Below are 24288 nucleotides of genomic sequence, written 5' to 3'. Positions count from 1 at the left end.
ACCGCTTGTAGCTTTGGCTATGAGCGGTTTTTTTATGGTGTTTTTTAGCCTTTTTGTAGCAACCTGCTCATGGCTGTGGTTAAGCCATCTAAGGTGAGTGGAAACATACGGTGCCCCATGAGTTCGTTCATCATGTCGATGGACGCGTAATAATGCCAGTGCTGTTGTGGCTGGGGATTAAGCCAAACCGCATGCTGGTAATGCCCAAGTAATCTTTGCATCCAAACTGAACCAGGCTCTTCGTTCCAGTGCTCGACACTCCCCCCCGGATAAGCGATTTCGTAGGGCCCCATGGTGGCATCGCCGACAAAAATCAGTTTGTAGTCGCGGCCGTATTTATTGATAAGCTCTTTCGTGGGCGTTTTTTCGGTAAAACGGCGGCTGTTATGTTGCCACACATGCTCATACACGCAGTTATGAAAGTAATAAAATTCGAGGTGTTTAAATTCGCTGCGGGCAGCGCTAAAAAGCTGTTCACATTCATAGATATAGTCATCCATAGAGCCACCGACATCAAACAAGATCAACACTTTGATGGCGTTGTGACGTTCCGCCTGCCATTGCAAATCAAGTAATCCGCCTTTTTGCGAGGTGGCTCGAATGGTGTTGTTAAGGTCTAGTTCAGTGGCTGCGCCGGAGCGAGCAAACTTGCGTAATTTGCGCAGGGCGAGCTGCAGATGGCGCTGGGTGAGTTGTTGGCCACCATCGAGATCTTTAAATTCGCGCTGATCCCACACTTTGACTGCGCGTCGTGCATTGCTGCGGTCTTGGCCGACTCGAATACCTTCAGGGTTATAGCCGTATGCGCCAAACGGTGAGGTGCCACCGGTGCCAATCCATTTGTTGCCACCAGCATGGCGCTTTTGTTGTTCGGCTAAGCGCTCGCGGAAGGTTTTAAGGAGTTCATCTAGGCCGCCCAAAGCTTGAAGTTTAGCTTTATCTTCGTCACTGAGCTGGCGCTGCAGAGCCTGCTCTAGCCATTCAGGCGGAATGCTAGCAGCAAGATCAACCTGCTCAACGCCGGTAAAATATTCAGCGAAGGCTTGGTCAAACTTATCGTATTGGCTTTCGTCTTTAACGAGCACCAGCCTTGCTAGCCTATAGAAGTCATCGACGTTAGCAAAGATCACACCGCGCTCTAACGCAGCCAATAGATCTAATAGCTCGGTAATACTGGTGCTAAGCCCATGTTTACGCAGGTAGTAAAAAAACTCTATTAGCATTAGCGCTGGCGACGCGCCATAAAGGCGAGTTTCTCAACCAGTTGCACATCTTGCTCGTTTTTTAACAAGGCACCGAACAGCGGCATCAGGCCGGTATTCTGTTGTAAGTCAGCGGGCTGGATTTGTTCCGCAAGCAAGAGTTTTAGCCAGTCGATAAGTTCCGACGTGGATGGCTTTTTCTTCAGATTTGGCACTTGGCGCAAGTCAAAGAAAACCTCGAGTGCGGTACTCAACAACTGTTGTCGAATGTCTGGAAAGTGAACCTGCACGATTTGCGCTAAGGTGTCTGCATCTGGAAATTTGATGTAGTGAAAAAAACAGCGTCGCAGAAAGGCATCTGGAAGCTCTTTTTCGTTGTTGGAGGTGATGATAACAATAGGGCGCTGTTGAGCTCTGATTTGCTCGCCCGTCTCATACACATGAAACTCCATTTGATCCAGTTCATGTAAGAGATCGTTGGGAAACTCGATGTCCGCCTTGTCGATTTCATCGATCAACAATACCGGTCGGGTGGTGGCGCTAAAAGCCTGCCAGAGTTTGCCCGGTTTAATGTAATTGGCAATATCGTGCACTTTGTCGCTGCCCAACTGACTATCACGCAAGCGCGATACAGCATCGTATTCGTACAGACCTTGCTGAGCTTTGGTGGTGGATTTTATTTGCCAACGAATCAGTGGTACGCCCAAACTGGCGGCTAATTCTTCCGCCAGTCGGGTTTTACCAGTGCCAGGTTCGCCTTTGAGTAAGAGCGGTTTTTCTAAAGTTACTGCGGCGTTTACGGCTAGGCCGAGATCATCGGCAACAATATAATTACTGGTACTGGTAAAGCTCATGTTAGTCCACTATTTTTCCTGAAGTTTGCAGGTATTGTTTACCGTTTTTCTTCACTTTGTCAAAGTCCATGTGCTCTGAGCCTTTGTGAACTTCCTCTAGCACGTCTTGTAAATCATCAACTTCGGTCTCTAGACGTTGCAGTGCAACTTCGAGGGTGTAGGTTAATTGATGAATTTCACCCATTTTTTGAGGCGTTAACTCACCGTTAAGTACTTCGGCTAATTTTTTATTGTATTCGCGCAAGTTATCTAAGGCTTGCTCAAGGTTTTCTGATGGCTTGCCTTTAAAGTGGTCGGGACGGTCATCGCTAGCTTGGCTAGCTGGTGCAAAAGCTACGCCGCTGGCAAGGATAACGGCAATAGAGGCGCTGGTTAATTGTTTAAAAAGGGTCATGAATAAGCTCCTGGGTAGACTGAGTGACAACTTAAGCCAAATGCTTAATGAGAATCGTTCTCATAAAATACTCTAATTTGTCATGGCTGCCAAGTGTTTTACTTGAGTTATGTCCCCGGGGTAAAACCACAATCACTGAAGAACTGTTGCCAATAACGCACATGATTACGGGTGGTATCGGTGAGTTGATCAGGTAATGCGTTGATTTGTCGCAGGTGGGTTAACCACGCTTGCGGTGCCTCGGGTGAGGCCAATAGGGTTAATAGCGGAGCTACTTGCTGAGCTTGGCGAATTAGGCCGGCAAAATGCTGCTGCACAGGGCCACTGAAATATTGCACAAAAACATTGCGTAATACTAGGGCCCGACTGGGGGTGCCGGCACTTAGGCAACCGGCTGCGGCACTCAAGTCTTGTACTAATGGCGTTAGCTGCTGCAGGTATTGTTGCTGATCATACAAAGCGCGCCAGAGTTGGCTTAGGTAAGGGGACTGCTCGAGGAGCTGCAATGCCTGCTCTAGCTCATCCAGCGCAACCGGGGCGATCGATAACTCGCTTTGCTGCTCTTGGTTGAATGCCGCATTGGGCGCTGGTAAGGGCGCATTTAACAGTAGGTAGACTTGTTGTAAGGCGGTTAAAAGCGGCGCGAGTTGGGCAGGGTCGACCTTGGCTAAAGGACGATCTGCTAGGCGTAAACTTTGCCGTATACTAGGGTCACTTACCAAGGCTTGGAGCTTGAGTTGGGTCATATTGGCAGCTTTGTTGCGGCTTAGGTCGCTCACCTTTTGCGCTAATTCAAGCTGACCTTGTTGTTCTAGCTGAGCGGCACAGATATAAAGCGCTTGCAGCAGCTGATAATCATGATAGTAGCGCACTAAGCCCTGTTGTAATTTGCCTAAACTGCTGTTGCGCTCAGCGATTAGACTGCCCGCTTGGCATTGATCTAAACGTATCGCATCCAGCAACGACAGACTCTGGCTTGGTACTTCGATGCGTAGTTCGCGCAAGGGCGGCAGTTGCCAGGTGGGCGCTGTTAGCACGGGTGCTGGTAATGGGCTCTTGAGGGTATTAGCGACCCGCTGCCGGTAATCAGCTACTTGCTCTAATCCAACGGGTGCCGGGTTACAGGCTGTCAGTAGCAGCAACGTTGTTAGCCACGCCCATGTGCGATAGCGGCAGGTTAAGCAACGTTGGTTAGGATGCTGCGGCTGAGTCATAGGGTTCCTGTTTGTTGGTGATCTGCGCTCAGTGGTACTCGTACTTTACGTGGCACTTCATCATTATTGTGGTTACAATATTTTACCTGAGATTCAGCAAAACGAGACCTCTTATGTTCACCGGAATAGTACAAACCCAAGCGCAAGTGGCCAAATTACAGGACCGTGACAACTTTCGTCAACTTACCCTAAGCGTAGCCCCTGAGTATCTGCAGCAGGTGGCACTAGGTGCCAGTATTGCGATTAATGGTTGTTGTTTAACGGTGGTGAGTTTTACCGAGACCACAGTAAGCTTTGATATCATTGATGAAACCTTGCGCTTAACTAATCTAGGCGCACTCTGCGTGGGTGACAAGGTTAACTTTGAGCGTAGTTTGAAGGTGGGCGATGAAATGGGCGGCCATTACGTCTCGGGCCATATTCATGGGGTGGGGCGCATTGTTGAGCGGCAACAGAGCCCTGATAACTTAGCTTTGTGGATTGAATTTGCGCCTGAATTTGCGCCTTACGTTTTGCCCAAGGGCTTTATCAGTGTCAATGGTGCAAGCTTGACCGTAGGCCAAGTGGTAGGCAATACATTTTCTTTGCATTTAATTCCGGAAACCTTGCGGCTTACTAATTTGGCAGACGCAGACCAGGTTAACCTTGAGTTTGACCAACAAACCATGACCATTGTAAACACAGTCGAGCGAGTTTTAGCGCAGCGCGGGCATTAGTCTATGGCAGCTGACGAGCGAGTGATTCGATTAAAGTTGCGCTCGGTTGAGCAGTTATTTAACTCGCTCGACCCATCGCCGTTTGTGGGGCGCGATCTCGATCCAGCGGCTGAGAGCTTCATCGTTGATTGGGCGGCGGAACATCCGCGTACTGGGGCGTTTAAGTTAGAAGTGCTGGTAGAGCAGGTGGCTGCTCCCGAACTGGCTCAAGAACGGTTAAGCGCTGCTTTACAAAGCTATTTTGGTGCCAGCGTAGCTGCCACAGAACAGCAATTTCGTCGATTAATGCGCCAAGGACGCTTTAGTTTGTTGGTGGGTTTGGCGTTTTTGATAACCTGTTTTGGCGTGAGTGATTTATTGCAGCAGCAAGTCCCCCATTCACGGGCAGTCGATTTTATTTCAGAAGGGCTATTGATTGTGTGCTGGGTTGCCATGTGGCAGCCACTGCAAATTTTTTTATATGAGTGGTGGCCGTTGCGTCGTCACCGGCAACTATTGCAACGGCTAGCGGCAATGTCAGTGGTGATTAAAACTCAGTAGAAATTTTCGTCATCGCTGGCCACGCGGACAATTATTTTATCCGCTACCTCATCTATCTTCACTATCAAATGAATATCTGAACCGCATGCAGCGCACTCATCGAGGTAGTCTTGAGCACCTTCTGAGGGGTCGATACTAACGTGGATTCGGTGTCCGCAGTGAGGGCAGCGGAGGCCGGCATCGTAGAGTTTATCAGCGTTCATACTTACTTCCTTGCAGTGGCTTGAGTCACTTTAGTATGGCTGATTCTGCGAAAATTTCCTGTTGCTGACCACGTAAAATATTTTAGTCGATGGCTCAACGAGTTAGCTTACATGAGCCAAACCAAACAACAGAGCAATACCTGCCACGGCCACCAAGGCGCCAAGAATACTGCGGAGTGATAGCGGTTGACCACGCAGCCATTGAATCGGAATAAGCCACAGCGGAGCCGTTGCGAGTAGGGTTTGAGCGAGGCCCGGATTGATGTAGGCAATAGCCGTTTGTTGTAACCAAATCGCTAAAAAAGTCCCCATCACGATAGCCACCAACAACCAAGGGATAGAAGTGTGTCGCAATGCGGCACGGGTGCTGGCAAGCAAACTTGGTTTGAGAAATAAGAGCGCGATGGTGAGCGCTAGGGTACCGGCAAGCAACCGTAGTAAGGCTGCATTTAGCGGGTTCATGTTGAACTCTTGCAACGCATGAAACGACATCACTAGCCCCAGTGCTTGGCACAGCGCCGCACCTACACCAGCGGCAATCCCACTGCTACTAAGCTCAACACGCTTGGCAGCGGCTGGTTTTTCGCTAATCACCACCACAATGCCGAGGATAATAATGGCGGCAGCGACTACTTCTTGTAGCCTCATGCCCTGTGCCAACAGCACCCAAGCTAGCAGCGCGGCAAAAGGCGGAGCTAGGTATTCAAGTAGCATGGTGTGCCATGGGCCAAGTCGGCGCAGTGCGGAAAAGTACAAAGTATCGCCTAAGGTAATACCAATCACGCCACTGGCAAGTAGCAGGTAGGTGGCTGGATTAGCTTCTAAGGTGAGTAGTTGCCCGGTAAACCAGCCGGCGATGAGCAGTAGCGGACAGGCTACAATGCCTTTGACCAAGTTTAATTGGGTGGCCGACAAATAACTGCCAGCTTGACTATAAAGTAAGGTGGCAAGGGTCCAAAATAAGGCTGCGGTTAAAGCCGCTAGTGGGCCAATGAGGTTTTCCATGATTACTGTCTCTGGTAACGGCTAAGTTTTAGGTGCGATTGCAGTGCAGGCCTTTCCTTGGGGGGCATCATACGCTATAGTGCTGCTTTCTAAAATCACAAGTGACACTTGGTAGGTGCCACCACTGTAAAAAAGGATTCAGTCATGCCTGTAGTAACCCTTCCTGATGGTAGTCAACGTGCCTTTGATGGCCCCGTTTCCATTCTTGATGTTGCCCAAGATATTGGCCCTGGTTTAGCCAAAGCGACGGTAGCTGGACGAATTAACGGTGATTTGCACGACGCGTGTGACCTCATTACTGAAGACGCCCATGTACAGATCATCACGCCAAAAGACGATGATGGTTTGCATATTATTCGTCACTCTTGTGCGCACTTGCTCGGCCATGCCTTAAAGCAGATGTTCCCTGATGTGAAGATGGCCATTGGTCCGGTCATTGAAAATGGCTTTTACTACGATGTGGATATGGAGCATACGCTCACTGCAGACGATTTGCAGGCGTTAGAAAAACGCATGCTAGAGTTGGCAAAAACTGAATATTCAGTGGTGAAGAAAAAGGTAAGCTGGCAACAAGCTCGCGAGACTTTTGTCAGCCGTCATGAACCTTATAAGGTTGAGATTTTAGATGATGATATCAGCCAAGATGATCAGCCTGGCTTGTATCACCATGAAGAATACATCGACATGTGCCGTGGTCCGCACGTGCCGAACATGCGTTTTTGCCAACACTTCAAGATCATGAAGGTAGCCGGTGCTTACTGGCGTGGCAATTCAGATAACAAGATGCTACAGCGTATTTATGGTACGGCCTGGGCGGATAAAAAAGCGTTGAAAGCTTATCTGCAACGATTAGAAGAAGCAGAAAAGCGTGACCACCGTAAAATTGGTAAAACCCAAGATTTGTTTCACTGGCAAGAAGAAGCGCCAGGTATGGTGTTTTGGCACCACAATGGCTGGACCATTTTCTTAGAACTTGAACGTTTTATTCGCGAAAAATTACGCGAGTACAAATACCAAGAAGTAAAAGGCCCATTGATGATGGACCGAGTGCTGTGGGAACGTTCAGGGCACTGGGAAAAGTTTTCTGAGCTGATGTTTACTACGGCTTCAGAAAACCGTGAATATGCTATTAAACCCATGAACTGTCCGGGGCATGTGCAGATTTTTAATCAAGGTTTAAAATCTTACCGTGATTTGCCGTTGCGGATGGCTGAATTTGGCTCGTGCCATCGTAACGAACCGTCAGGTGCCTTGCATGGCCTGATGCGCGTTCGTGGCTTTACCCAAGACGATGCGCATATTTTCTGTACGGATGCACAGGTGCAGCAAGAAGTTAGTGGCTGCATTAAGATGGTTTACGAAACCTACAAAACTTTTGGTTTTGAAGATATCGTAGTGAAACTGTCAACCCGTCCAGAACATCGTCTAGGCGATGACGCAACTTGGGACCATGCTGAACAAGCCTTGGCCGATGCGTTAAAGAATCACGGCATTGAGTTTGAATACTTGCCGGGTGAGGGCGCTTTCTACGGTCCGAAAATTGAATTTACCCTGCACGACTGTTTAGGTCGGGCATGGCAATGTGGTACGGTACAGTTAGATTTCGCGTTACCGGGCCGCTTAGGTGCTACTTATGTGGGCGAAGATAATGAACGCCATACGCCCGTGATGATTCACCGTGCCATTTTGGGCTCGTTAGAGCGCTTTATGGGAATTATCATTGAAGAATATGCGGGTTACTTCCCATTATGGTTGGCACCAAATCAAGTTGTGGTGATGAATATCACCGATAATCAGGCTGATTATGCAAAAGAAATCGTAAAAGAGTTGAATAAACTCGGATTTAGGGCGACAGCCGACTTGAGAAATGAGAAAATAGGCTTTAAAATTCGCGAGCACACTTTAAAACGTGTTCCATATTTGTTGGTTGTTGGCGATAAAGAAGTCGAGAACCAAGCGGTTGCGGTACGTACTCGACGTGGTGAAGATCACGGTGTTAAAGGGCTACAGCAGTTTATTGCTGAGCTTAACGAAGAAGTACGTAGTCGCAAGATTAGTTAATTGATTGGAGGAATGACCCATTAAAGGCGGAAAAAAAACTCAGAAAGCTGGTGATAAGAATCGGATTAACGAAGAAATTCGTGTCAAAGAAGTACGATTAATCGGTGTTGAAGGTGAACAAATCGGTGTTGTCGCTATTCAGGATGCAATTAATGCAGCTGAAGAAGCGGGCGTTGATCTGGTTGAAATCAGCCCTAACGCTGAGCCGCCAGTCTGTCGTTTGATGGATTACGGGAAGTTTGTCTACGAGAAAGCTAAGAACGCTAAAGAGCAAAAGAAAAACCAGAAGCAGATTCAGGTGAAGGAAGTTAAATTCCGTCCTGGAACTGATGAAGGCGATTATCAGGTAAAACTACGCAACCTGACTCGTTTTCTGGAGGGAGGTGACAAAACTAAAGTCACCGTTCGTTTCCGTGGCCGAGAAATGGCGCACCAAGAGTTGGGTATTGACCTACTAAACCGGATCAAAACCGATTTAGAAGAGATCTCAACTTGCGAGTCGTTCCCAAGACGGGCTGAAGGTCGTCAGATGATTATGGTTCTGGCACCTACTAAGAAGTAGCTGTGGTTTTCAAGTAGGGCGGCGGGCTTCAATTGAAGTTCACCAAACTCACCCTGTTACACTGTTAACTAACAATGCGGAGTAATTTTCATGCCGAAAATGAAATCCAAAAAAGGCGCCTCAAAGCGCTTTAAGAAAACCGCTTCAGGCGGCTTTAAATGCAAGCAATCACATTTGCGTCACATTCTGACTAAGAAAAGCTCAAAGCGGAAACGTCACTTACGTGCGAAAAGCATGGTGCACGAGTCTGATGTAGCGTTAGTCGCGCGCATGTTACCGTTCGCGTAAAAGGAAAGGAGATAGCAAATGGCACGAGTAAAACGTGGTGTGATCGCGCGAGCGCGTCACAAGAAAGTCCTGAAGCAGGCGAAAGGTTATTATGGTGCTCGTTCACGCGTTTATCGCGTAGCGAAGCAAGCCGTTATCAAAGCGGGTCAATACGCATACCGTGACCGTAAAGCTAAGAAACGTACGTTCCGTCAATTATGGATCGTTCGTATCAATGCTGCAGCGCGTCAAAGTGGTTTGTCGTACAGCCGTTTTATCAATGGCTTGAAAAAAGCATCGGTAGAAATCGATCGTAAAATCCTGGCCGACATCGCAGTTCATGACCAAGCTGGTTTTGCTGCGCTGGTAGAGAAAGCTAAAAGCGCTCTGTAAGCTAGTTGAAATACATAAAAAGGGGGCTTTCTAGCTCCCTTTTTTTATGCTTTTTCGTTATCATAGGCGCAATTAACTATTCACTTTTATGTTTTAGTCATAACCGAGGAAACTCATGGCGTTATCTGACATTGTAGCTGCAGCTGAAGCGGCGGTTGCGGCGGCCACTACCGCGCAACAATTGGACCAAGTACGAGTTGATTACTTGGGTAAGAAAGGGGCTCTTACCGAGCAGCTGAAAAGCCTCGGCAAACTAAGTGCTGAAGAGCGTCCAGCTGCCGGACAAGCGATTAACGAAGCCAAGCAGCAAGTGCAAGCTGTGATTAACGCGCGTAACGATGAACTAAAACAAGCAGAATTAGCGGCTAAGTTAGCGGCTGAACGGATTGATGTTAGTTTACCAGGTCGGCGTGCTGAGCGTGGCGGCATGCATCCGGTCAGTCAGACCATTGCACGAATTGAAGCGTTTTTTGGTGATTTAGGTTTTCGTACGGTTGAAGGCCCGGAAGTGGAAGATGATTTTCATAACTTTGATGCGCTCAATATTCCTGCGAATCACCCAGCTCGAGCCGACCACGATACCTTTTATTTTACCCCAAAGACCATGTTGCGCACCCAAACTTCAGGGGTGCAGATCCGCACCATGGAACAGGAACAGCCACCGTTGCGGATTATTTCTCCAGGACGCGTGTATCGTAATGACTACGATCAGACCCATACGCCGATGTTCCATCAGGTTGAAGGCTTGATGGTAGATACGGATGTGAGTTTTACCCAGCTTAAAGGCATTCTAGAAGACTTTTTGGTGAACTTCTTTGAAGAAGAGCTAGAAGTACGTTTCCGTCCTTCTTACTTCCCATTTACCGAGCCGTCCGCAGAAGTGGACGTGCGTCGTAAAAATGGTCAATGGTTAGAAGTACTAGGTTGCGGCATGGTGCATCCAAGTGTGTTGCAAGCAGTTGGCATTGATAGCGAAAAATACACCGGGTTTGCGTTTGGTATGGGCGTTGAGCGTTTAACTATGCTCCGCTACGGCGTGAACGATTTACGTGCGTTCTTCGAAAATGACGTACGCTTCTTAAAACAATTTAACTAAGCCGGGTACGCAGATGAAATTTAGTGAAAAGTGGTTACGTAGCTGGGTTAACCCGGCCTTAGATAGTGTGGCGTTGTCAGAGCAATTAAGCATGGCAGGCCTAGAAGTAGACAGTATTGATGCGGTAGCGGAAGATTTTAGTGCCGTCGTGGTGGGCGAAGTTATTGCCTGTGGTCCGCATCCTGATGCCGATAAATTACAAGTCACTAAGGTTGATATCGGTGCTGATGAGCCGGTTGATATCGTCTGTGGTGCGCCGAACTGCCGATTGGGTTTGAAAGTAGCGGTAGCGACTGTGGGTGCTGTGCTACCAGGTGATTTTAAAATCAAGAAAGCCAAATTACGCGGTCAGCCTTCGCACGGCATGTTATGTTCGAACGCTGAGCTTGGTTTAAGTGATGATCACGATGGCATTATTGAATTGCCAGCCGATGCGCCGGTAGGCATGGATTATCGCGATTATCTAGAACTTAATGATGTAACTTTAGATGTGGATTTAACCCCAAACCGCGCTGATTGCTTAGGCATTCGCGGTATTGCTCGCGAAGTGGGCGTACTGAATCGCTTAGCAGTAACTGAACCAGCTATGGCTCCAGTTACGGTAACCCATGACCAAGAGCGCGCTTTAGTCTTAGCAGCACCGGCAGCTTGTCCTCGTTATTTGGGTCGAGTTGTACGTGATCTTAACGTGCAAGCCGAGTCACCATTGTGGTTGCGTGAACGTCTGCGCCGCAGTGGTGTACGTAGTATTGATCCTGTGGTGGACGTAACCAACTACGTGTTGTTAGAGCTGGGTCACCCTATGCACGCCTTTGATAACGCTAAGTTAGAAGGTGCCGTGCAGGTACGAATGGCAACCGCTGGCGAGCAACTGACCTTGCTAGATGGCAACCAAGTGACCTTAACTGATGACGTGGTGGTTATCGCTGATGAAGCAAAAGCACTAGCCATGGCAGGTATTTTTGGTGGTGCCGATAGCGGTGTAACCAGTGCCACCACGGATGTCTTCTTAGAGAGTGCGTTTTTTGCACCAGCGGCGATCGCCGGCCGGGCACGTCGGTTTGGCTTACATACAGATGCATCGCATCGTTATGAGCGTGGGGTTGATCCTGAACTCCAACGCACGGCGATGGAGCGAGCCACTGCGTTGTTGATAGAGATTTGCGGTGGCGAAGCAGGTCCGATTGTTGAGGCAGTAAGCCCTGAACATCTGCCGCAAGCAGCAAAGATTGTGTTACGTAAAGCTCGCTTAGCCAAAGTGTTGGGGATTAGCATTGCTGCAGCAGAAGTAACTGACATCTTAACCCGCTTAGGTTTTGCTGTTGAAGAAGATGCAGATGCTTGGCAGGTGACTGTACCAACCTTCCGCTTTGATATGGCCATTGAAGAAGATCTAATTGAAGAAGTAGCCCGCATCTATGGCTATCATCGCATTCAAGCTGCTGCTCCAGCAGCACAATTGCGCATGATTGCCCGCCAAGAAGGCAAGCTTAGTGCTGTTTCATTAAAGCGCACTTTGATTGACCGTGGCTATCAAGAAGCTATCACTTACAGCTTTGTTGATCCTAAACATCAAGCGATGCTATTTGATGACGTGGCTGCGTTGACGCTGCCGCACCCGATTTCGGTAGAGATGTCATCGATGCGTGTGAGTTTGTGGCCAGGCTTAGTAGGTGCCGTGGCGCACAACCAGAAACGCCAGCAACAATCGTTAGCTTTCTGTGAAACTGGGTTACGTTTCATTCCTGCGGAGGATGCTGAAAATGGCGTTCGCCAACAGCCGATGATTGCTGGTATTCGAGCTGGTAAAGCCCATCCAGAGCATTGGAGTGATGGTGAGCGTGCGGTTGATTTTTATGACCTTAAGGGTGATGTAGAGGCATTGTTAGCCATGACTGGCGCGGCGGGCGAGTTCCGCTTTGTGGCAGATCAGCATCCAGCCTTGCACCCAGGGCAAACCGCAGCTGTGTTCCGCGGTGCTGAGCGCATCGGTTACTTGGGCGCGATTCATCCGCAGTTTGAGAAAAAACTGGGCTTGAACGGTCGCACCTACGTATTTGAGCTAGAGCTAGACGGCTTGGTAAACCGTGCGGTACCAGAAGCTCAAGCAGTTTCTAAATACCCATCCATTCGTCGTGATTTGGCGATTGTGGTGAAACAGAGCATTGCCGCCGGTGAGATTTTGGCTGCAATTGAAAATATTGGCGTAAATCATTTAGTTGGCCTAAACTTGTTTGACGTGTACCAAGGTGCTGGTGTTGCCGAAGGTCATCGCAGTTTAGCTTTATCGATGACGTTACAGCACGCTGAGCGCACGCTCGAAGAACAAGAAATCAACGCTGCCGTGGCGGCAGTGGTTGACATGCTGACATCTGAATTTGGGGCAACCCTAAGGGAGTGATGCTATGGCGCTGACCAAGGCTGAATTAGCTGAACAATTAAATGAAAAGTTTGGCATGCACAAACGTGATGCAAAAGAACTGGTTGAATGTTTTTTTGAAGAAATTCGTCGTGCATTAGAAGCTGGTGAAGAAGTAAAACTATCTGGTTTTGGTAACTTTGAGTTGCGTACTAAAAACCAACGGCCGGGTAGAAACCCAAAAACGGGCGAAGATATTCCAATCTCAGCTCGCCGGGTAGTAACCTTCCGGCCTGGACAGAAATTAAAGCAGCGCGTTGTTAACGCCAACCCGCAAGACTAAAAAAAGCCGTTGTGATTATCACAACGGCTTTTTTAATGACTTTAGTTTGCAGCTTGAGTTATTTAAAGAACAAACTACTAAAAGGATTTAACAAGCGACTTAGGCCCGTAGTGAAGTGCAACGGAGCGTCTAGTGCCGCTAAGGTTAAACAATCTTCGTGAGTGGTGTGCGGGCTGTGTTTGTGCGCGCCATCCAGTAACACAAAGTCACCGTCTTTATAGTCACCTTGCTCGTCACTGAACACACCGTTTATCACTAAGGTTGCTTCGTTACCTTTATGGGTATGCTCTGGTACGGTACTTTGCTCGCCCATGTAGATAAAGTTGAGCGACTGCTCAGCTCCGATATCTACGGAGGCACGCCACAATTTACCCGGTAAGCGGCTCCAGTCACCAATGCGGTGGCTGTTGCGTGCTAAGGTCGCAGGCAACGTAAAACGCTTGCCTTCTAAGTACAATAGGTTGTCATGGGGCTGTGGTGGGCTGGGTTCAGCAACCGGCGCCGTTGACGCAAATATTGCAGCTAGCATGGCATCATGAGTCTTACTGTCTAGGCTGTTAGCTTGATAATCGGCAAAATTATTTTCGCCAAATAGTTTGCGTGCCATCTGCTCTTCGATGTCTTGTACCTGTGCTTGGCATTGCTTACACATGTCCACATGGGTACCCACCATCATCAGCATGGCAGGGCTGAGTTCACCAGCAGCATAAAGCACAAGTTGCTGTTCTGAAGGGTGGAATTTAATCATGCTGTATTAACTCTTTCAATTTCTGTAGTGCCAAGCGAGTACGTGATTTAACAGTACCCAACGGAATATCCAAGGCGTCAGCAACTTCTTGCTGCGATTTGCCTTCTATGTAAATCAACTCAATCACGGTTTTTTGAGCCGGCGGTAGTTGTTCACAATAAACCGCCAACTGCTGCATCAGTAAATCGTCATCTAACGCATAATCGTCATCAAGAGATTCATTTTGCTCGGCCAGAACTGGCCACAAATCATCCGCACTTAAATCATTCTGGCGATATTTATTCTTCCGCAAGAAATCAAAGCGAATGTTTCTAGCAATAGTGAATATCCAAGTGGCTGCAGAACCGCGGTCGGGCTTAAATAAATGAGCCTTATGCCAAACGTTGGTCATGGTTTCTTGAACCAAATCCATCGCGGTCTGTTCATTGCCGAATTGTCGCGTTGCGTAAGCTTGTAAGCGTGGTGCAAAGTGTTTGAATAATTCACTAAAGGCAGCACGCGATTGCTCAGTAGCAATTTGGGCGAGAAGCTCGGCAGCGTGTTCGGGATTATCCGGCTGCGCAGGAGGCATAGTTTTCCGTTGTGTTATTTGCTCAGTTGCTATCTGCATAGTAGTGATACCCGCTTGGATATTCAAGGATTACCTATGTTTACGCCAAGGTTTTACACAAGGATCACTACTGCCTAAAAAATCTGCAAAAATAATTAGCTGTCGTATTCTTGGCTAGCATCCATCAAATCGCGTAAAAACTCTAAGGCGGCATCAGCCGTTGGGGCTTGCAACAATTCTTGCTTGGCAGTCGCGGCTATGGGTAATAACTCTAGCCAGCGTAGCGCTACCCAATCAGCTCGTTGCCACAGTTCAGGGTCAGCTTCGATGGCAAGTTCTGGATAAGCTTGATAGACAGCGTTTAACTGGTCAGCAATATGCTTATCGTTCGCGCTTAATGACAACGCTGACCAAGCTCCAATCGGCTCAATTTCGCCTACTCGTAGGCCATCGTCTTGCACTTGAATGTCGACGATACGAAACAGCTCATTGCCGGCTACCGTGATCCCCAGTAAGCCATCAGGTAATTGCTCAAAATCAACAATGGTGACCTTGGTGCCAATGGGATGGATATGGGTGTTAGAAGCTACGTCGCCATCCTCATTGAGCATGCATAAGCCAATCGGTGAACAACTGTTACCATTGCAGGCTTCTTTCACCATCCGCACGTAGCGAGGCTCAAAGATGCGCAAACGCATGGTTCCCCCAGGAAGCACATGTCCAGAGAGAGGAAACAAGGGAATTGTGGGTTGCGCATGTGTCATGCTTAAATCCTTCATAGTTAAACTTATGCTCCAGTACGCTAGCCTCTGGTCTTTGGATTAGTACTTAGTGAACTTTTCCTCGCGACTAGCGTAATTTGTCAGTATGTTGTCAGCATGAGTTCAAGAACAAGGAGTAGCTTGTGACCATCAAAGTTGGGATAAGTGCCTGTTTATTAGGCGATCAGGTGCGTTATGACGGCGGCCATAAAAGGTCTTCTTTTTGTGCCGATGAGTTAATTCGTCATGTGGAGTTTGTCAAGTTGTGTCCCGAAGTCGGGATTGGTATGCCGGTGCCGCGTCCAACCATCCGCTTAGAGTGGCATGAACAAGCACCTACCGCTTCGGAACCTGCATCTTCGGTACGTGCAATTGTACCTAAGACAGGTGAAGACGTGACTGCACGCTTAACCGAATTTGCCGACCGGGCGCAGCCGCATTTGCGCCAATTAAGTGGCTACGTACTTTGTGCAAAATCGCCTAGTTGCGGGATGGAACGGGTTAAGTTGTACGATCCTGTTACTGGCTATTCAAAAAAAGCCGCTGAGGGCATTTTTGTACAGCGGTTAAGGCAGTTGCATCCTGCTTTGCCATTAGAAGAAGATGGCCGGTTAAACGATGCACCACTACGCGAGAACTTTATCATGCGGGTGTATGTCTATCATGCTTGGCAGCAACTGTTGGGCAAAGCAACGCCGGCGGTGGCGGTGAAGAAAGCTGATTTATTAGCCTTTCATACCAGCCTAAAACTACTCCTTATGGCGCATAACCAGCAGCAATATCGTGAGCTTGGCCGCTGGGTTGCGGCGCAACAAGATTTAACCTCAGCAGATGCACAAGAGTATATTGAGCAGGTGATGCAGGCATTAGGTAAACCAGCGACACGAGCCAACCATACTAACGTCTTGCAACATTTGCAGGGCTATTTTGGTCGTCATTTAAACGCTGAGCAAAAGCAAGAGCTAAGTCAGCTGATTCTGGATTACCACGATGGTATCCAGCCGTTGTTGGCGCCATTAACCTTGCTACGACATTATTTACGGGAATATCCAGATAGCTACTTGGCCGGACAGCGTTACTTGAATCCTTACCCAGCTGATTTGAAATTGAGGTACGCGTTATGAGTTCAGAGGCACCAGCAACGGCTAGCGCACGGGCAGGGTTGTGGTTGCGCCACGACCTGCGGCTACGCAGTAATCCGGCACTGGCAGCAGCGGCTAAGCTGAATGGCGCTGAGCAGCCCATCCCGGCGTTGATTTTGCTTTGCCCACAGCAAATGCATGAGCACGATTGGGCTCCAATCAAGTGGGACTTGTATTATCGGCACCTACACGAGTTTGTAAAAAGTGCGGCGGCGGCTGGGATAGCGCTATCCATTCAGGTGATTGAGAGTTGGCAAGTAGCGCCTAAAGCCGTGAAGCGATTTGCCGAACAACAGCAGCTGTCAGAGGTTCATGTCAATGTAGAGTATCCGTTGCACGAAGTGCGCCGAGATCGTGCAGTAAAAGCGCTGTTGGAGCAGCAAGGTGTGGCGTGGCATGGGCATCATGGCAACCTCGTCGTCCCCCCTGTGTTGACCACTCAAACCGGCACTATTTACCAGAAGTTCACTCCATTTGCGAAAGCGTGGCGGCAGCATTTGCGAGAGCAGCTTGGTCATAATGGGCTGCCATTCATGCAACCCGTGGAACGCCGCTGCAAGGTGGCAGCAGCCGTGGTACCCGAGGTTGATTACCCGCGACAGGATTCCAGCGCCTGGGTGGTGGGTGAAGATGCAGTGTATCAGCAATTACAAGGGTACATCGAGGAGCGGGTGACCGCTTATGCGGCGGAACGTGATTTGCCAGGTCTAGATACGACTTCGCGTTTATCACCCTACTGGGAACTAGGCATGCTATCGCCATGGCAAGCCGTGCAGCAGTTAGCGCAGTTAAGTCCGGACTTTCCTGATGCGTTAGATCAAGGTCCTGATGTGTGGCTAACGGAATTGATTTGGCGAGAGTTTTACCAACATCTGATGTTCCACGTGCCGCGCTTAAATTATGGCAAAGCCTTTTTAAAACATACCGATGCTATGCAATGGCGTGAGGATGCCGACAGCTTTCAACGCTGGTGTGAAGGCCGTACCGGCTTTCCTATCGTGGATGCTGGCATGCGGCAATTAGCTGCAGAAGGTTGGATGCACAACCGAGTACGGATGATAGTAGCTCACTTTTTAGTTAAAGATTTACTGCTGGATTGGCGCTTAGGTGAACAGTTTTTTATGCGTCACTTAATTGATGGCAGCTTTCCGGCCAACAACGGCGGCTGGCAGTGGAGTGCCTCGACGGGTACTGATGCAGCACCTTATTTCAGGGTGTTTAACCCAACCTTACAGAGCGAAAAAGTTGATCCCGACGGCAGTTATATTCGTAGATGGGTGAAAGAATTAGCCGATTGTCCGAAACAGCATATCCATGCTCCAGGAAAATGGCTGAAAGACCGTAAACGCAGTGATTATCCGCAACCTATCGTGGACCATAAAGTAGCTCGAGAGCGTTTTTTAGCTGCGTTTAAAGCATTATAAAACCGCTGAGTTTACTAGGTTAGAGGGTAGATGGTAGGCATAACACCGGAGAGCAGGCATGACTGATACAAGCGCAACCGATAACAGTGACATTGTGGCACGCCTAGAACAGGTCTATGCCGAGCTAAACCAACAAAGTATTGCCGCGCTAGATGCACTCTATGCTGACCAGGTGAGTTTTGTCGATCCTATTCACCAAGTGCATGGGTTGAGCGACCTCAAAGCTTATTTTCAAAACACCATTAAAAATGTGCAGAGCTGCTACTTTAAGTTTACCGACCATGCGTTGCAGGGTGATAACTTGTTTGTAGCCTGGCAGATGTTGTTACGGCACCCTAAGTTGGCTAAAGGCGAGCAGGTGACATTGCCAGGTACCAGCCATTTTAAGTTAGCGAATGGCAAGATTATCGCTCAAGTGGATTACTACGATGCTGGTGCGATGGTCTATGAACATATTCCGGTGCTTGGCTGGGCCATTCGCACCGTCAAAGATAAGGTGAAGTCTGCATGAAAATTTTGATTACTGGCGCGACCTCTGGTATCGGCAAGCAGCTCGCCCTCGATTATGCGGCAGCCGGCCACACAGTGATAGCTTGTGGCCGTAATACAGATGCGCTAGCTGAACTTGAACAAGTTCATCCCCAGCACATTGCCGGGCAGCGTTTGGATGTAAGTGATGCGGCCAGCACCAAGCAAGTTTTAGCTGTGTATCAAGATGTTGATGTGGTGATCTTGTCGGCAGGTGTATGTGAGTACTTGGACGTCGAGCAGTTTGAAGCGGCCATGTTCGAGCGCGTGTTTGAAGTGAACGTGTTTGGCATGATGCGTTGTGTCGAGGCTTTATTGCCGAACCTGCAAGCTGGTTCGCAGTTAGTCTTTGTTGGCAGTACTGCACGGCTGCTGCCGTTTACCAAAGCTCAAGCTTACGGTGGCTCTAAAGCAGCTATCCAGTATATCGCGCGTAGCTTACAGGTGGATTTAGCGAAACGGGGTATCCATGTACAAACCGTATCTCCGGGCTTTGTAAAAACCCCGATGACGGACGCCAATACCTTTGAGATGCCGATGCAGGTAACGGTTGAATTCGCTTCACAGCGGATCCGTAAGGGTATTGCTAATAAAACCACCGACATTACCTTTCCGACGCTGTTTGGCTGGGTGCTTAAATTCTTATCGCGGTTGCCACAGAGTTGGCAAGTTGCACTATCTAAACGCTTAAGTTAACGGAGTACATGCGTTCATGAAGATCGCCATTATTGGTTCTGGGATTGCTGGCATGACGTCGGCCTATTTGTTGCAGCAACAGCACGAGATCACCCTGTTTGAAAAGAATAGTTATATCGGTGGCCATACCCGTACTGTTACCGTTGAGGTGCAAGGCAAGGAATACGCCATTGATACCGGTTTTATCGTATTTAACGATAGAACCTATCCGTTATTTCGTAAGCTGATGCGCGAGATCGGCGTATCTTGGCAAGATACCGAAATGAGTTTTAGTGTGCGCGACCCTGAGTCTGGTTTGGAATACAATGGGCACAATCTGAACACCTTGTTTGCACAGCGCAAAAACCTAGTATCCCCCAGTTTCTGGCGATTGATTCGCGGTATCTTAAAGTTCAACAAGGCTGCAAAAGAGGCTTACAACAGCGGAGCGGATCTTGATCAGTTGACCCTAGGTGAGTTTTTACGTCAGCAGCACATCCATCCTTCAGTGAGCGAGTTTTACTTGTTGCCCATGGTGGCAGCTATTTGGAGTGCCTCGTTACAGGAAGCAGAAGCCTTTCCGTTAGGCTTTTTCTTACGCTTCTTTAATAACCATGGATTACTGAATGTCGCAGACCGGCCACAGTGGGCGACCATAGATGGCGGCTCAAGTGCATACGTAGCGCCATTAACTGCGAGTTATCGCGAGCGTATTGAGTTAAACGCCAATATTGTTGCGGTACATCGTCAGCTGCCAGAACGCCAAGCTGCGGTCACATTAGAGTTTGCTGATGGCGAGTTACGCGATTTTGACGAAGTGGTGTTTGCCTGTCACAGCGATGAAGCTTTGGCTTTGTTAGCTCAACCGAGCGCGGCAGAGCAGCAGGTTTTAGGTGCTATCCCGTATCAAATGAACGAAGTAGTGTTACATACTGACGTGCGCTTACTACCACGTGAACAGCGGGCATGGGCCAGCTGGAATTATCTATTGCATAGCGACGATCAGGCACGGACACGGCCGAGTTCAGTCAGCTATAACATGAATATCTTACAGCGCATTCAGGCTCCAGAGGTGTTTTGCGTTACGCTAAATAACACGGCAGCGATTCATCCTGAAAAGATTTTAGGCACCTACCATTATGCGCACCCGGTTTATAGTGTAGAGTCGATGCAAGCCCGCGCCCAGCGTGCGCTGATTTGTGGCCAGCAACATACCCATTATTGCGGGGCTTATTGGTATAACGGTTTCCATGAAGACGGGGTTCGTAGTGCCGTCGATGTCGCCAAACGGTTAGGAGTAGAATTTGTCGCTAGCTAGTGCTATCTATCGAGGGCGAGTGCACCACGCTCGCTACTTACCGCATCCCCACGCCTTTAGCTACAGTATCGCGCAGTGGTGGTTAGCATTGGACGAGTTAGAGCAAGTGGCGGCGCAAAGTCGGTGGTTTTCGTTAACCAACCGCTGGGTGCCATTACGCTTTAAACGCAGCGATTATTTACCTGATACCGACGGTGATTTAGCCGCAGCTGTGCGCCAAAAACTCAGTGAACAGTTGCAGCAGCCAATCAGCGGACGGGTGTTCTTTCTTGGTGCGCTGCGAACCTGTGGGCTCTACTTCAACCCATTAAATTGTTACTTCGTGCAGAGCGATGGGGCGCAAGAGTTCAGTTATATGTTGGCTGAAGTAAGTAACACGCCCTGGAACGAACGCCATTACTATGCCGTAGACTTACAGCAACCACTGCGGCATCCCAAGACTTTCTTTGTATCGCCTTTTAATCCACTTAACATGCATTATCGTTGGCAGCTCAAACCACCAGCTGGGTATGCAGTAGAGGCGGGTGACAAGGCTCTCGTTCATTTAGATGTGCTTAAACAACAAGCAACGGCAGGCACTGATGCCGCCAGTTGGGTGCGTCATTTTAGTGCCACGATGAAATTATCACGGGTGGCATTGAACCGACGTAGCATTCGTAACGTATTATTGCGGTATCCAATAAACACGGTAGGTACGGTGGCGGCTATTTACTGGCAAGCATTGCGATTATGGTTAAAACGTAATCCAGTGTATATCAGTGAGCGTAATTGTTCGGAGACAACAAGTTCAGAGACAACAAGTTCAGCGGCAACCAGTACTGAGTCCAAACAGAATGAACTCAACAAATAATGGTCTAAATTAGGCCAATATAACAGGTAAGTTCCATGTATAAAGAAGATGCCTTAACAGTGATGCAGAACGATTTAACTACGCTCGATAAAACCTTTCGTACCATTGTCTTACGCCTACTGAATCATCTGCAGTTGGGTCACCTTAAGATGTTTGAGCAAGGTCAGCTGATTGCTGAGTTTGGTGATAAAGCCAGTGAGTTAAAAGCTGAGATAGATATACAGAAAGGGGATTTTTATCGCCGCTTTTTGTTTGGTGGTAGTATTGGCGCCGCTGAATTATTTATGGATGAAAGTTGGACGACACCCAACCTGACCCATGTCATTCAATTGTTTGCCCGGAACTTACCCGCGTTAGATGCAGCCGAAGCTAAGTTTAGCTGGTTGTTATTACCGCTCCAAAAGTTTCAGCACTGGCGCCGCAACAATAGCAAGCGCCAGGCCAAAGAGAATATTTCAGCGCACTACGATTTAGGTAACGACCTGTATCAAGCCTTTTTAGACCCAGCACTACAGTATTCAAGTGCAGTATATCCGCATGCTGATGCAAGTCTTGCCGAAGCGCAACAACATAAGCTCAAACGCTTGTGTGACAGCTTAGAGCTATCTGCGGAAGATCACCTGCTCGAAATTGGTACGGGCTGGGGCGGTATGGCGGTATTTGCCGCCAAACATTACGGCTGTAAAGTAACTACAACGACCATCTCAGAAGAGCAATATAGCTATACCAAAGAGCTGATTGAACGAGAAGGGCTGACACAGCAGATCACTTTGCTGAAAAAAGATTACCGCGATTTAGAAGGTACTTACGATAAGTTGGTATCGGTAGAGATGATTGAAGCCGTAGGCTTAAAGTACATGCCGACCTTCTTTAAAACCTGCAGTCGTTTACTTAAGCCAAATGGCAAAATGGCGTTGCAAGCCATTACCATTGCGGACCAGCGCATGAAAAGCTATGCCAACTCGGTGGATTTTATTCAAAAATATATCTTCCCAGGTGGTTTTTTGCCGTCGTTAACCATGATGGCTGAAATGTTTACTAAGCATACAGATATGGTAATGCGTGAAGTACGTGATATTGGTTATGACTACGCCAAAACCTTAGCTGACTGGCGCGACAATTTTAATCAGGCGCACCCGCAACTGATCGACAAAGGCTACGATGAGCGCTTTGGCCGGATGTGGAATTACTACCTGTGCTATTGCGAAGGTGGTTTTTGGGAGCGGACCGTATCTGCGGTGCAGTTGGTTGCAACTAAGCCGCAGAGTCGTTAAGAGGTTATGGCTAATCCTAAGGCGTTAATAAAAACCTACCTGCCTAAGCTGGTAGGTTTGTTTTTATTTGATGCAGTGTGGTTCGCAGCAGTTGCTGGGCGTGGTGAATGGCTGGCGCTGACGTTGGTTTTAGTGGCTGCTCAGGTGGTGTTAGCACTGCGTACTGGGCCTTTCAGCTGGCGCTTGTACGTCGCTTTGTTGGTGCTGGGGTTAGTATTAGAAGCCAGTGTGGTTAGCATGGGCATCCTACGTTTTAGTGAAGGCTGGCTACCCATTTGGCTGGTACTTCTGTGGGTGGGCTTTGTCGGCATGCTGATGAACACCCTCAGTGGCTTAGCCGGGCGCCCTTGGTGGGCAGCATTGCTGGGCATTGCCTCGGGTCCGTTAACTTATGCGATAGGTGCCCGCTTGGGTGCTGCAGAAATTTTGGTTGAAGAATGGCTCTTGTGGTTGGTGTATGGTTTGTTGTGGGCTGCTTATATGGTGATCTTTGCGCTGGTGTCACAACGTATAAAGCAGACACAGGAGGGCAGTCATGATGTCATTAGCAACAGTTCGCAGTCGTCTTAATCTTAGCCTGCATAACATGTTTTCACCGCAGTCAGCCGCACGTTCGTTACTGAGCAGTTTAGCCGCGGGGATGCTCTTAACGGTAGCCGTTGGTATGCCAAGCGCAGCCGCTAACGAGGCCGCTGCAGCTAGTGCCATGACGACGGCTGTCGCGGCGGCAGACAGTTGTACAGTACCGGCATTTCAGCAACTACAAACCGTAGGCAAAACACGCTTAAAAGTGTGGTTTTGGGATGTTTATGATGCACAACTCAAAACCGATACAGGCGCGTTTGGCGATGCCAACCAGCGTGCACTGCAGCTCACCTACTTACGTGATATCGATGCGGATGATTTAGTGGATACCACCGCTGATGAATGGCAGCGTTTAGGTATTGAGCAAACCCCAGAGCACCAGCAATGGTTACAAGAGTTGCGTGAGATGTGGCCTAACGTGAGCAAAGGTGATTGTATTACCTTGGTTGAGACCAATGCTGGCGATGCACAGTTTTATGCCAATCAGGAATTACTTGGTGAGATTGCATCGGCGCAGTTTACCGATGACTTTCTAGCTATCTGGCTTGATGCTAAATCACGCTTTAAAGATGAGCGTGATGAATTAATAGGAGCTAAATAATGAAACAAGCATGGCAAGCTATGATCGCGCTGATGCTGTTGGTGCTGCTGGTGGGCTGCTCGGCAAAGTTAGAAGACTACCAAGGTGAGCAACCGCAGCTTAAGTTAGAAACCTTTTTTAACGGTGACTTGGTGGCACATGGCATTGTCCAAGATTACAGTGGCAAGGTTATTCAGCGCTTTACTGCTGACCTCAAGGGTACTTGGGATGGCAACGAAGGAGTGTTAGATGAGCAGTTTTACTATGCAGACGGTACCCGCCAAGAGCGTATTTGGTATTTAACCAAAACCGCAGACCATACCTATGAGGGCCGTGCCAGCGATGTTGAAGGCACCGCGATAGGCACTACTAGTGGTAACGCCTTACATTGGCGCTATACCCTAATCATTGAGCTTGATGGTGAACCCTTTGCTGTGGACCTTGATGATTGGATGTACTTGGTGGATGAAAACAACATGATTAACCGTACTCAAATGTACAAATTTGGCTTGCCGGTAGGTGAAATCACTCTGTATATAGGTAAGCGTTCATAGGTCTTGGTACGTAGCTATTTGCGCGTAGGTATTCGCACCTAGGTGTGAGTACAAAAGGTTAGGCAGGCAATAACAAACGAGCCGCCCAAG

General features: G+C 48.5%; 28 protein-coding genes. 19 read left to right on the top strand and 9 right to left on the bottom strand.

All coding sequences use genetic code 11. The features are described 5' to 3' along the window. Positions 1–44 precede the first annotated feature (44 nt). From NOG12_RS03020 to NOG12_RS03005, 4 genes are all read right to left on the bottom strand, one after another. Entirely contained in the window at positions 45–1223 is a 1179-nt protein-coding gene (locus NOG12_RS03020; RefSeq protein ID WP_313932380.1) for a vWA domain-containing protein, read from the bottom strand. Continuing rightward, the gene (locus NOG12_RS03015) at positions 1223–2056 is read right to left on the bottom strand and encodes an AAA family ATPase (protein ID WP_313932379.1); all 834 of its coding nucleotides are present in this window, start codon (positions 2054–2056) and stop codon (positions 1223–1225) included. The genes NOG12_RS03020 and NOG12_RS03015 overlap by 1 nt, the downstream gene beginning before the upstream one ends. Before the next feature lies 1 nt (position 2057). Then, complete coding sequence (locus NOG12_RS03010; protein ID WP_313932378.1) at positions 2058–2450, bottom strand: DUF6746 family protein; 393 nt, start codon at positions 2448–2450, stop codon at positions 2058–2060. Between the two features lie 107 nt (positions 2451–2557). After that, entirely contained in the window at positions 2558–3664 is a 1107-nt protein-coding gene (locus NOG12_RS03005) for a DUF3080 family protein (RefSeq protein WP_313932377.1), read from the bottom strand. A 113-nt stretch (positions 3665–3777) separates the two neighbouring features. Between NOG12_RS03005 and NOG12_RS03000 the strand changes: the two genes are divergently transcribed. Further along, on the top strand, positions 3778–4380 hold the full coding sequence (locus NOG12_RS03000) for a riboflavin synthase subunit alpha (protein ID WP_110076894.1): 603 nt from the start codon (positions 3778–3780) through the stop codon (positions 4378–4380). Positions 4381–4383: 3 nt separating this feature from the next. Next, entirely contained in the window at positions 4384–4920 is a 537-nt protein-coding gene (locus tag NOG12_RS02995) for a hypothetical protein (RefSeq protein ID WP_313932376.1), read from the top strand. Here the strand turns inward: NOG12_RS02995 and NOG12_RS02990 are convergent. Together NOG12_RS02990 and NOG12_RS02985 are read right to left on the bottom strand one after the other, a co-directional pair. Beyond that, positions 4914–5123 carry a zinc ribbon domain-containing protein gene (locus NOG12_RS02990; RefSeq protein ID WP_110076893.1) on the bottom strand — a complete coding sequence of 70 codons (210 nt, stop codon included), beginning with the start codon at positions 5121–5123 and terminating at the stop codon, positions 4914–4916. The genes NOG12_RS02995 and NOG12_RS02990 overlap by 7 nt on opposite strands. A 102-nt stretch (positions 5124–5225) precedes the next feature. Then, entirely contained in the window at positions 5226–6128 is a 903-nt protein-coding gene (locus NOG12_RS02985; protein WP_313932375.1) for a DMT family transporter, read from the bottom strand. 144 nt (positions 6129–6272) lie between these two features. On the opposite strand from NOG12_RS02985, the gene thrS reads away from it, so the two are divergent. From thrS to NOG12_RS02950, 7 genes are all read left to right on the top strand, one after another. Beyond that, positions 6273–8189, top strand: a complete 1917-nt coding sequence (gene thrS / locus NOG12_RS02980) for a threonine--tRNA ligase (RefSeq protein ID WP_313932374.1) — start codon at positions 6273–6275, stop codon at positions 8187–8189. A gap of 19 nt (positions 8190–8208) precedes the next feature. Continuing rightward, positions 8209–8751: a translation initiation factor IF-3 gene (gene infC / locus NOG12_RS02975; protein ID WP_110074957.1), complete on the top strand. Its 543-nt coding sequence runs from the start codon at positions 8209–8211 to the stop codon at positions 8749–8751. A gap of 90 nt (positions 8752–8841) precedes the next feature. Continuing rightward, positions 8842–9039 (top strand): 50S ribosomal protein L35, encoded by a 198-nt coding sequence (gene rpmI, locus NOG12_RS02970; RefSeq protein ID WP_110074958.1) that lies wholly within the window; start codon positions 8842–8844, stop codon positions 9037–9039. Between the two features lie 18 nt (positions 9040–9057). Then, positions 9058–9411, top strand: a complete 354-nt coding sequence (gene rplT, locus NOG12_RS02965) for a 50S ribosomal protein L20 (protein ID WP_110074959.1) — start codon at positions 9058–9060, stop codon at positions 9409–9411. Between the two features lie 115 nt (positions 9412–9526). Beyond that, positions 9527–10507 (top strand): phenylalanine--tRNA ligase subunit alpha, encoded by a 981-nt coding sequence (gene pheS / locus NOG12_RS02960; RefSeq protein ID WP_110074960.1) that lies wholly within the window; start codon positions 9527–9529, stop codon positions 10505–10507. Between the two features lie 13 nt (positions 10508–10520). Continuing rightward, positions 10521–12908, top strand: a complete 2388-nt coding sequence (pheT, locus tag NOG12_RS02955; protein WP_313932373.1) for a phenylalanine--tRNA ligase subunit beta — start codon at positions 10521–10523, stop codon at positions 12906–12908. 4 nt (positions 12909–12912) lie between these two features. Beyond that, on the top strand, positions 12913–13209 hold the full coding sequence (locus NOG12_RS02950; protein ID WP_110074962.1) for an integration host factor subunit alpha: 297 nt from the start codon (positions 12913–12915) through the stop codon (positions 13207–13209). Positions 13210–13267: 58 nt separating this feature from the next. Here NOG12_RS02950 and NOG12_RS02945 read toward each other — a convergent pair whose 3' ends face one another. The 3 genes from NOG12_RS02945 to NOG12_RS02935 all read right to left on the bottom strand — a co-directional run bounded on the left by NOG12_RS02945 (position 13268) and on the right by NOG12_RS02935 (position 15271). Further along, entirely contained in the window at positions 13268–13957 is a 690-nt protein-coding gene (locus NOG12_RS02945; protein ID WP_110074963.1) for a ChrR family anti-sigma-E factor, read from the bottom strand. Continuing rightward, entirely contained in the window at positions 13950–14567 is a 618-nt protein-coding gene (locus NOG12_RS02940; protein ID WP_110074964.1) for a sigma-70 family RNA polymerase sigma factor, read from the bottom strand. Before NOG12_RS02940 ends, NOG12_RS02945 begins: the two co-directional genes overlap by 8 nt. A 95-nt stretch (positions 14568–14662) precedes the next feature. Continuing rightward, the gene (locus NOG12_RS02935; RefSeq protein WP_313932372.1) at positions 14663–15271 is read right to left on the bottom strand and encodes an LON peptidase substrate-binding domain-containing protein; all 609 of its coding nucleotides are present in this window, start codon (positions 15269–15271) and stop codon (positions 14663–14665) included. Between the two features lie 140 nt (positions 15272–15411). Between NOG12_RS02935 and NOG12_RS02930 the strand changes: the two genes are divergently transcribed. From NOG12_RS02930 to NOG12_RS02885, 10 genes are read left to right on the top strand one after another with little or no spacing between them, the layout of a single operon-like run. After that, positions 15412–16392: a YbgA family protein gene (locus NOG12_RS02930; protein WP_313932371.1), complete on the top strand. Its 981-nt coding sequence runs from the start codon at positions 15412–15414 to the stop codon at positions 16390–16392. Further along, complete coding sequence (locus NOG12_RS02925; RefSeq protein ID WP_313932370.1) at positions 16389–17834, top strand: cryptochrome/photolyase family protein; 1446 nt, start codon at positions 16389–16391, stop codon at positions 17832–17834. The genes NOG12_RS02930 and NOG12_RS02925 overlap by 4 nt, the downstream gene beginning before the upstream one ends. A 58-nt stretch (positions 17835–17892) precedes the next feature. Beyond that, positions 17893–18345 (top strand): nuclear transport factor 2 family protein, encoded by a 453-nt coding sequence (locus tag NOG12_RS02920; protein ID WP_313932369.1) that lies wholly within the window; start codon positions 17893–17895, stop codon positions 18343–18345. Beyond that, a complete protein-coding gene (locus NOG12_RS02915; protein WP_153825508.1) occupies positions 18342–19058 on the top strand; it encodes an SDR family NAD(P)-dependent oxidoreductase in 717 nt (238 codons plus the stop codon). Before NOG12_RS02920 ends, NOG12_RS02915 begins: the two co-directional genes overlap by 4 nt. A gap of 16 nt (positions 19059–19074) precedes the next feature. Then, positions 19075–20355, top strand: a complete 1281-nt coding sequence (locus NOG12_RS02910) for an NAD(P)/FAD-dependent oxidoreductase (RefSeq protein WP_313932368.1) — start codon at positions 19075–19077, stop codon at positions 20353–20355. Continuing rightward, positions 20342–21205: a DUF1365 domain-containing protein gene (locus NOG12_RS02905; RefSeq protein WP_313932367.1), complete on the top strand. Its 864-nt coding sequence runs from the start codon at positions 20342–20344 to the stop codon at positions 21203–21205. Before NOG12_RS02910 ends, NOG12_RS02905 begins: the two co-directional genes overlap by 14 nt. A gap of 35 nt (positions 21206–21240) precedes the next feature. Beyond that, on the top strand, positions 21241–22479 hold the full coding sequence (locus NOG12_RS02900) for a class I SAM-dependent methyltransferase (protein WP_313932366.1): 1239 nt from the start codon (positions 21241–21243) through the stop codon (positions 22477–22479). 6 nt (positions 22480–22485) lie between these two features. Beyond that, positions 22486–23049 carry a DUF2878 domain-containing protein gene (locus NOG12_RS02895; RefSeq protein WP_153825512.1) on the top strand — a complete coding sequence of 188 codons (564 nt, stop codon included), beginning with the start codon at positions 22486–22488 and terminating at the stop codon, positions 23047–23049. Continuing rightward, complete coding sequence (locus tag NOG12_RS02890; protein WP_153825513.1) at positions 23015–23665, top strand: chalcone isomerase family protein; 651 nt, start codon at positions 23015–23017, stop codon at positions 23663–23665. Before NOG12_RS02895 ends, NOG12_RS02890 begins: the two co-directional genes overlap by 35 nt. Further along, a complete protein-coding gene (locus NOG12_RS02885) occupies positions 23665–24198 on the top strand; it encodes a DUF3833 domain-containing protein (protein ID WP_153825514.1) in 534 nt (177 codons plus the stop codon). Before NOG12_RS02890 ends, NOG12_RS02885 begins: the two co-directional genes overlap by 1 nt. The last annotated feature ends 90 nt before the right edge of the window (positions 24199–24288 follow it).

It is taken from the genome of Pseudidiomarina fusca (genome assembly GCF_032227045.1).
Lineage (GTDB): Bacteria > Pseudomonadota > Gammaproteobacteria > Enterobacterales > Alteromonadaceae > Pseudidiomarina > Pseudidiomarina fusca.
This window is presented reverse-complemented; position numbering and strand designations above follow the sequence as displayed.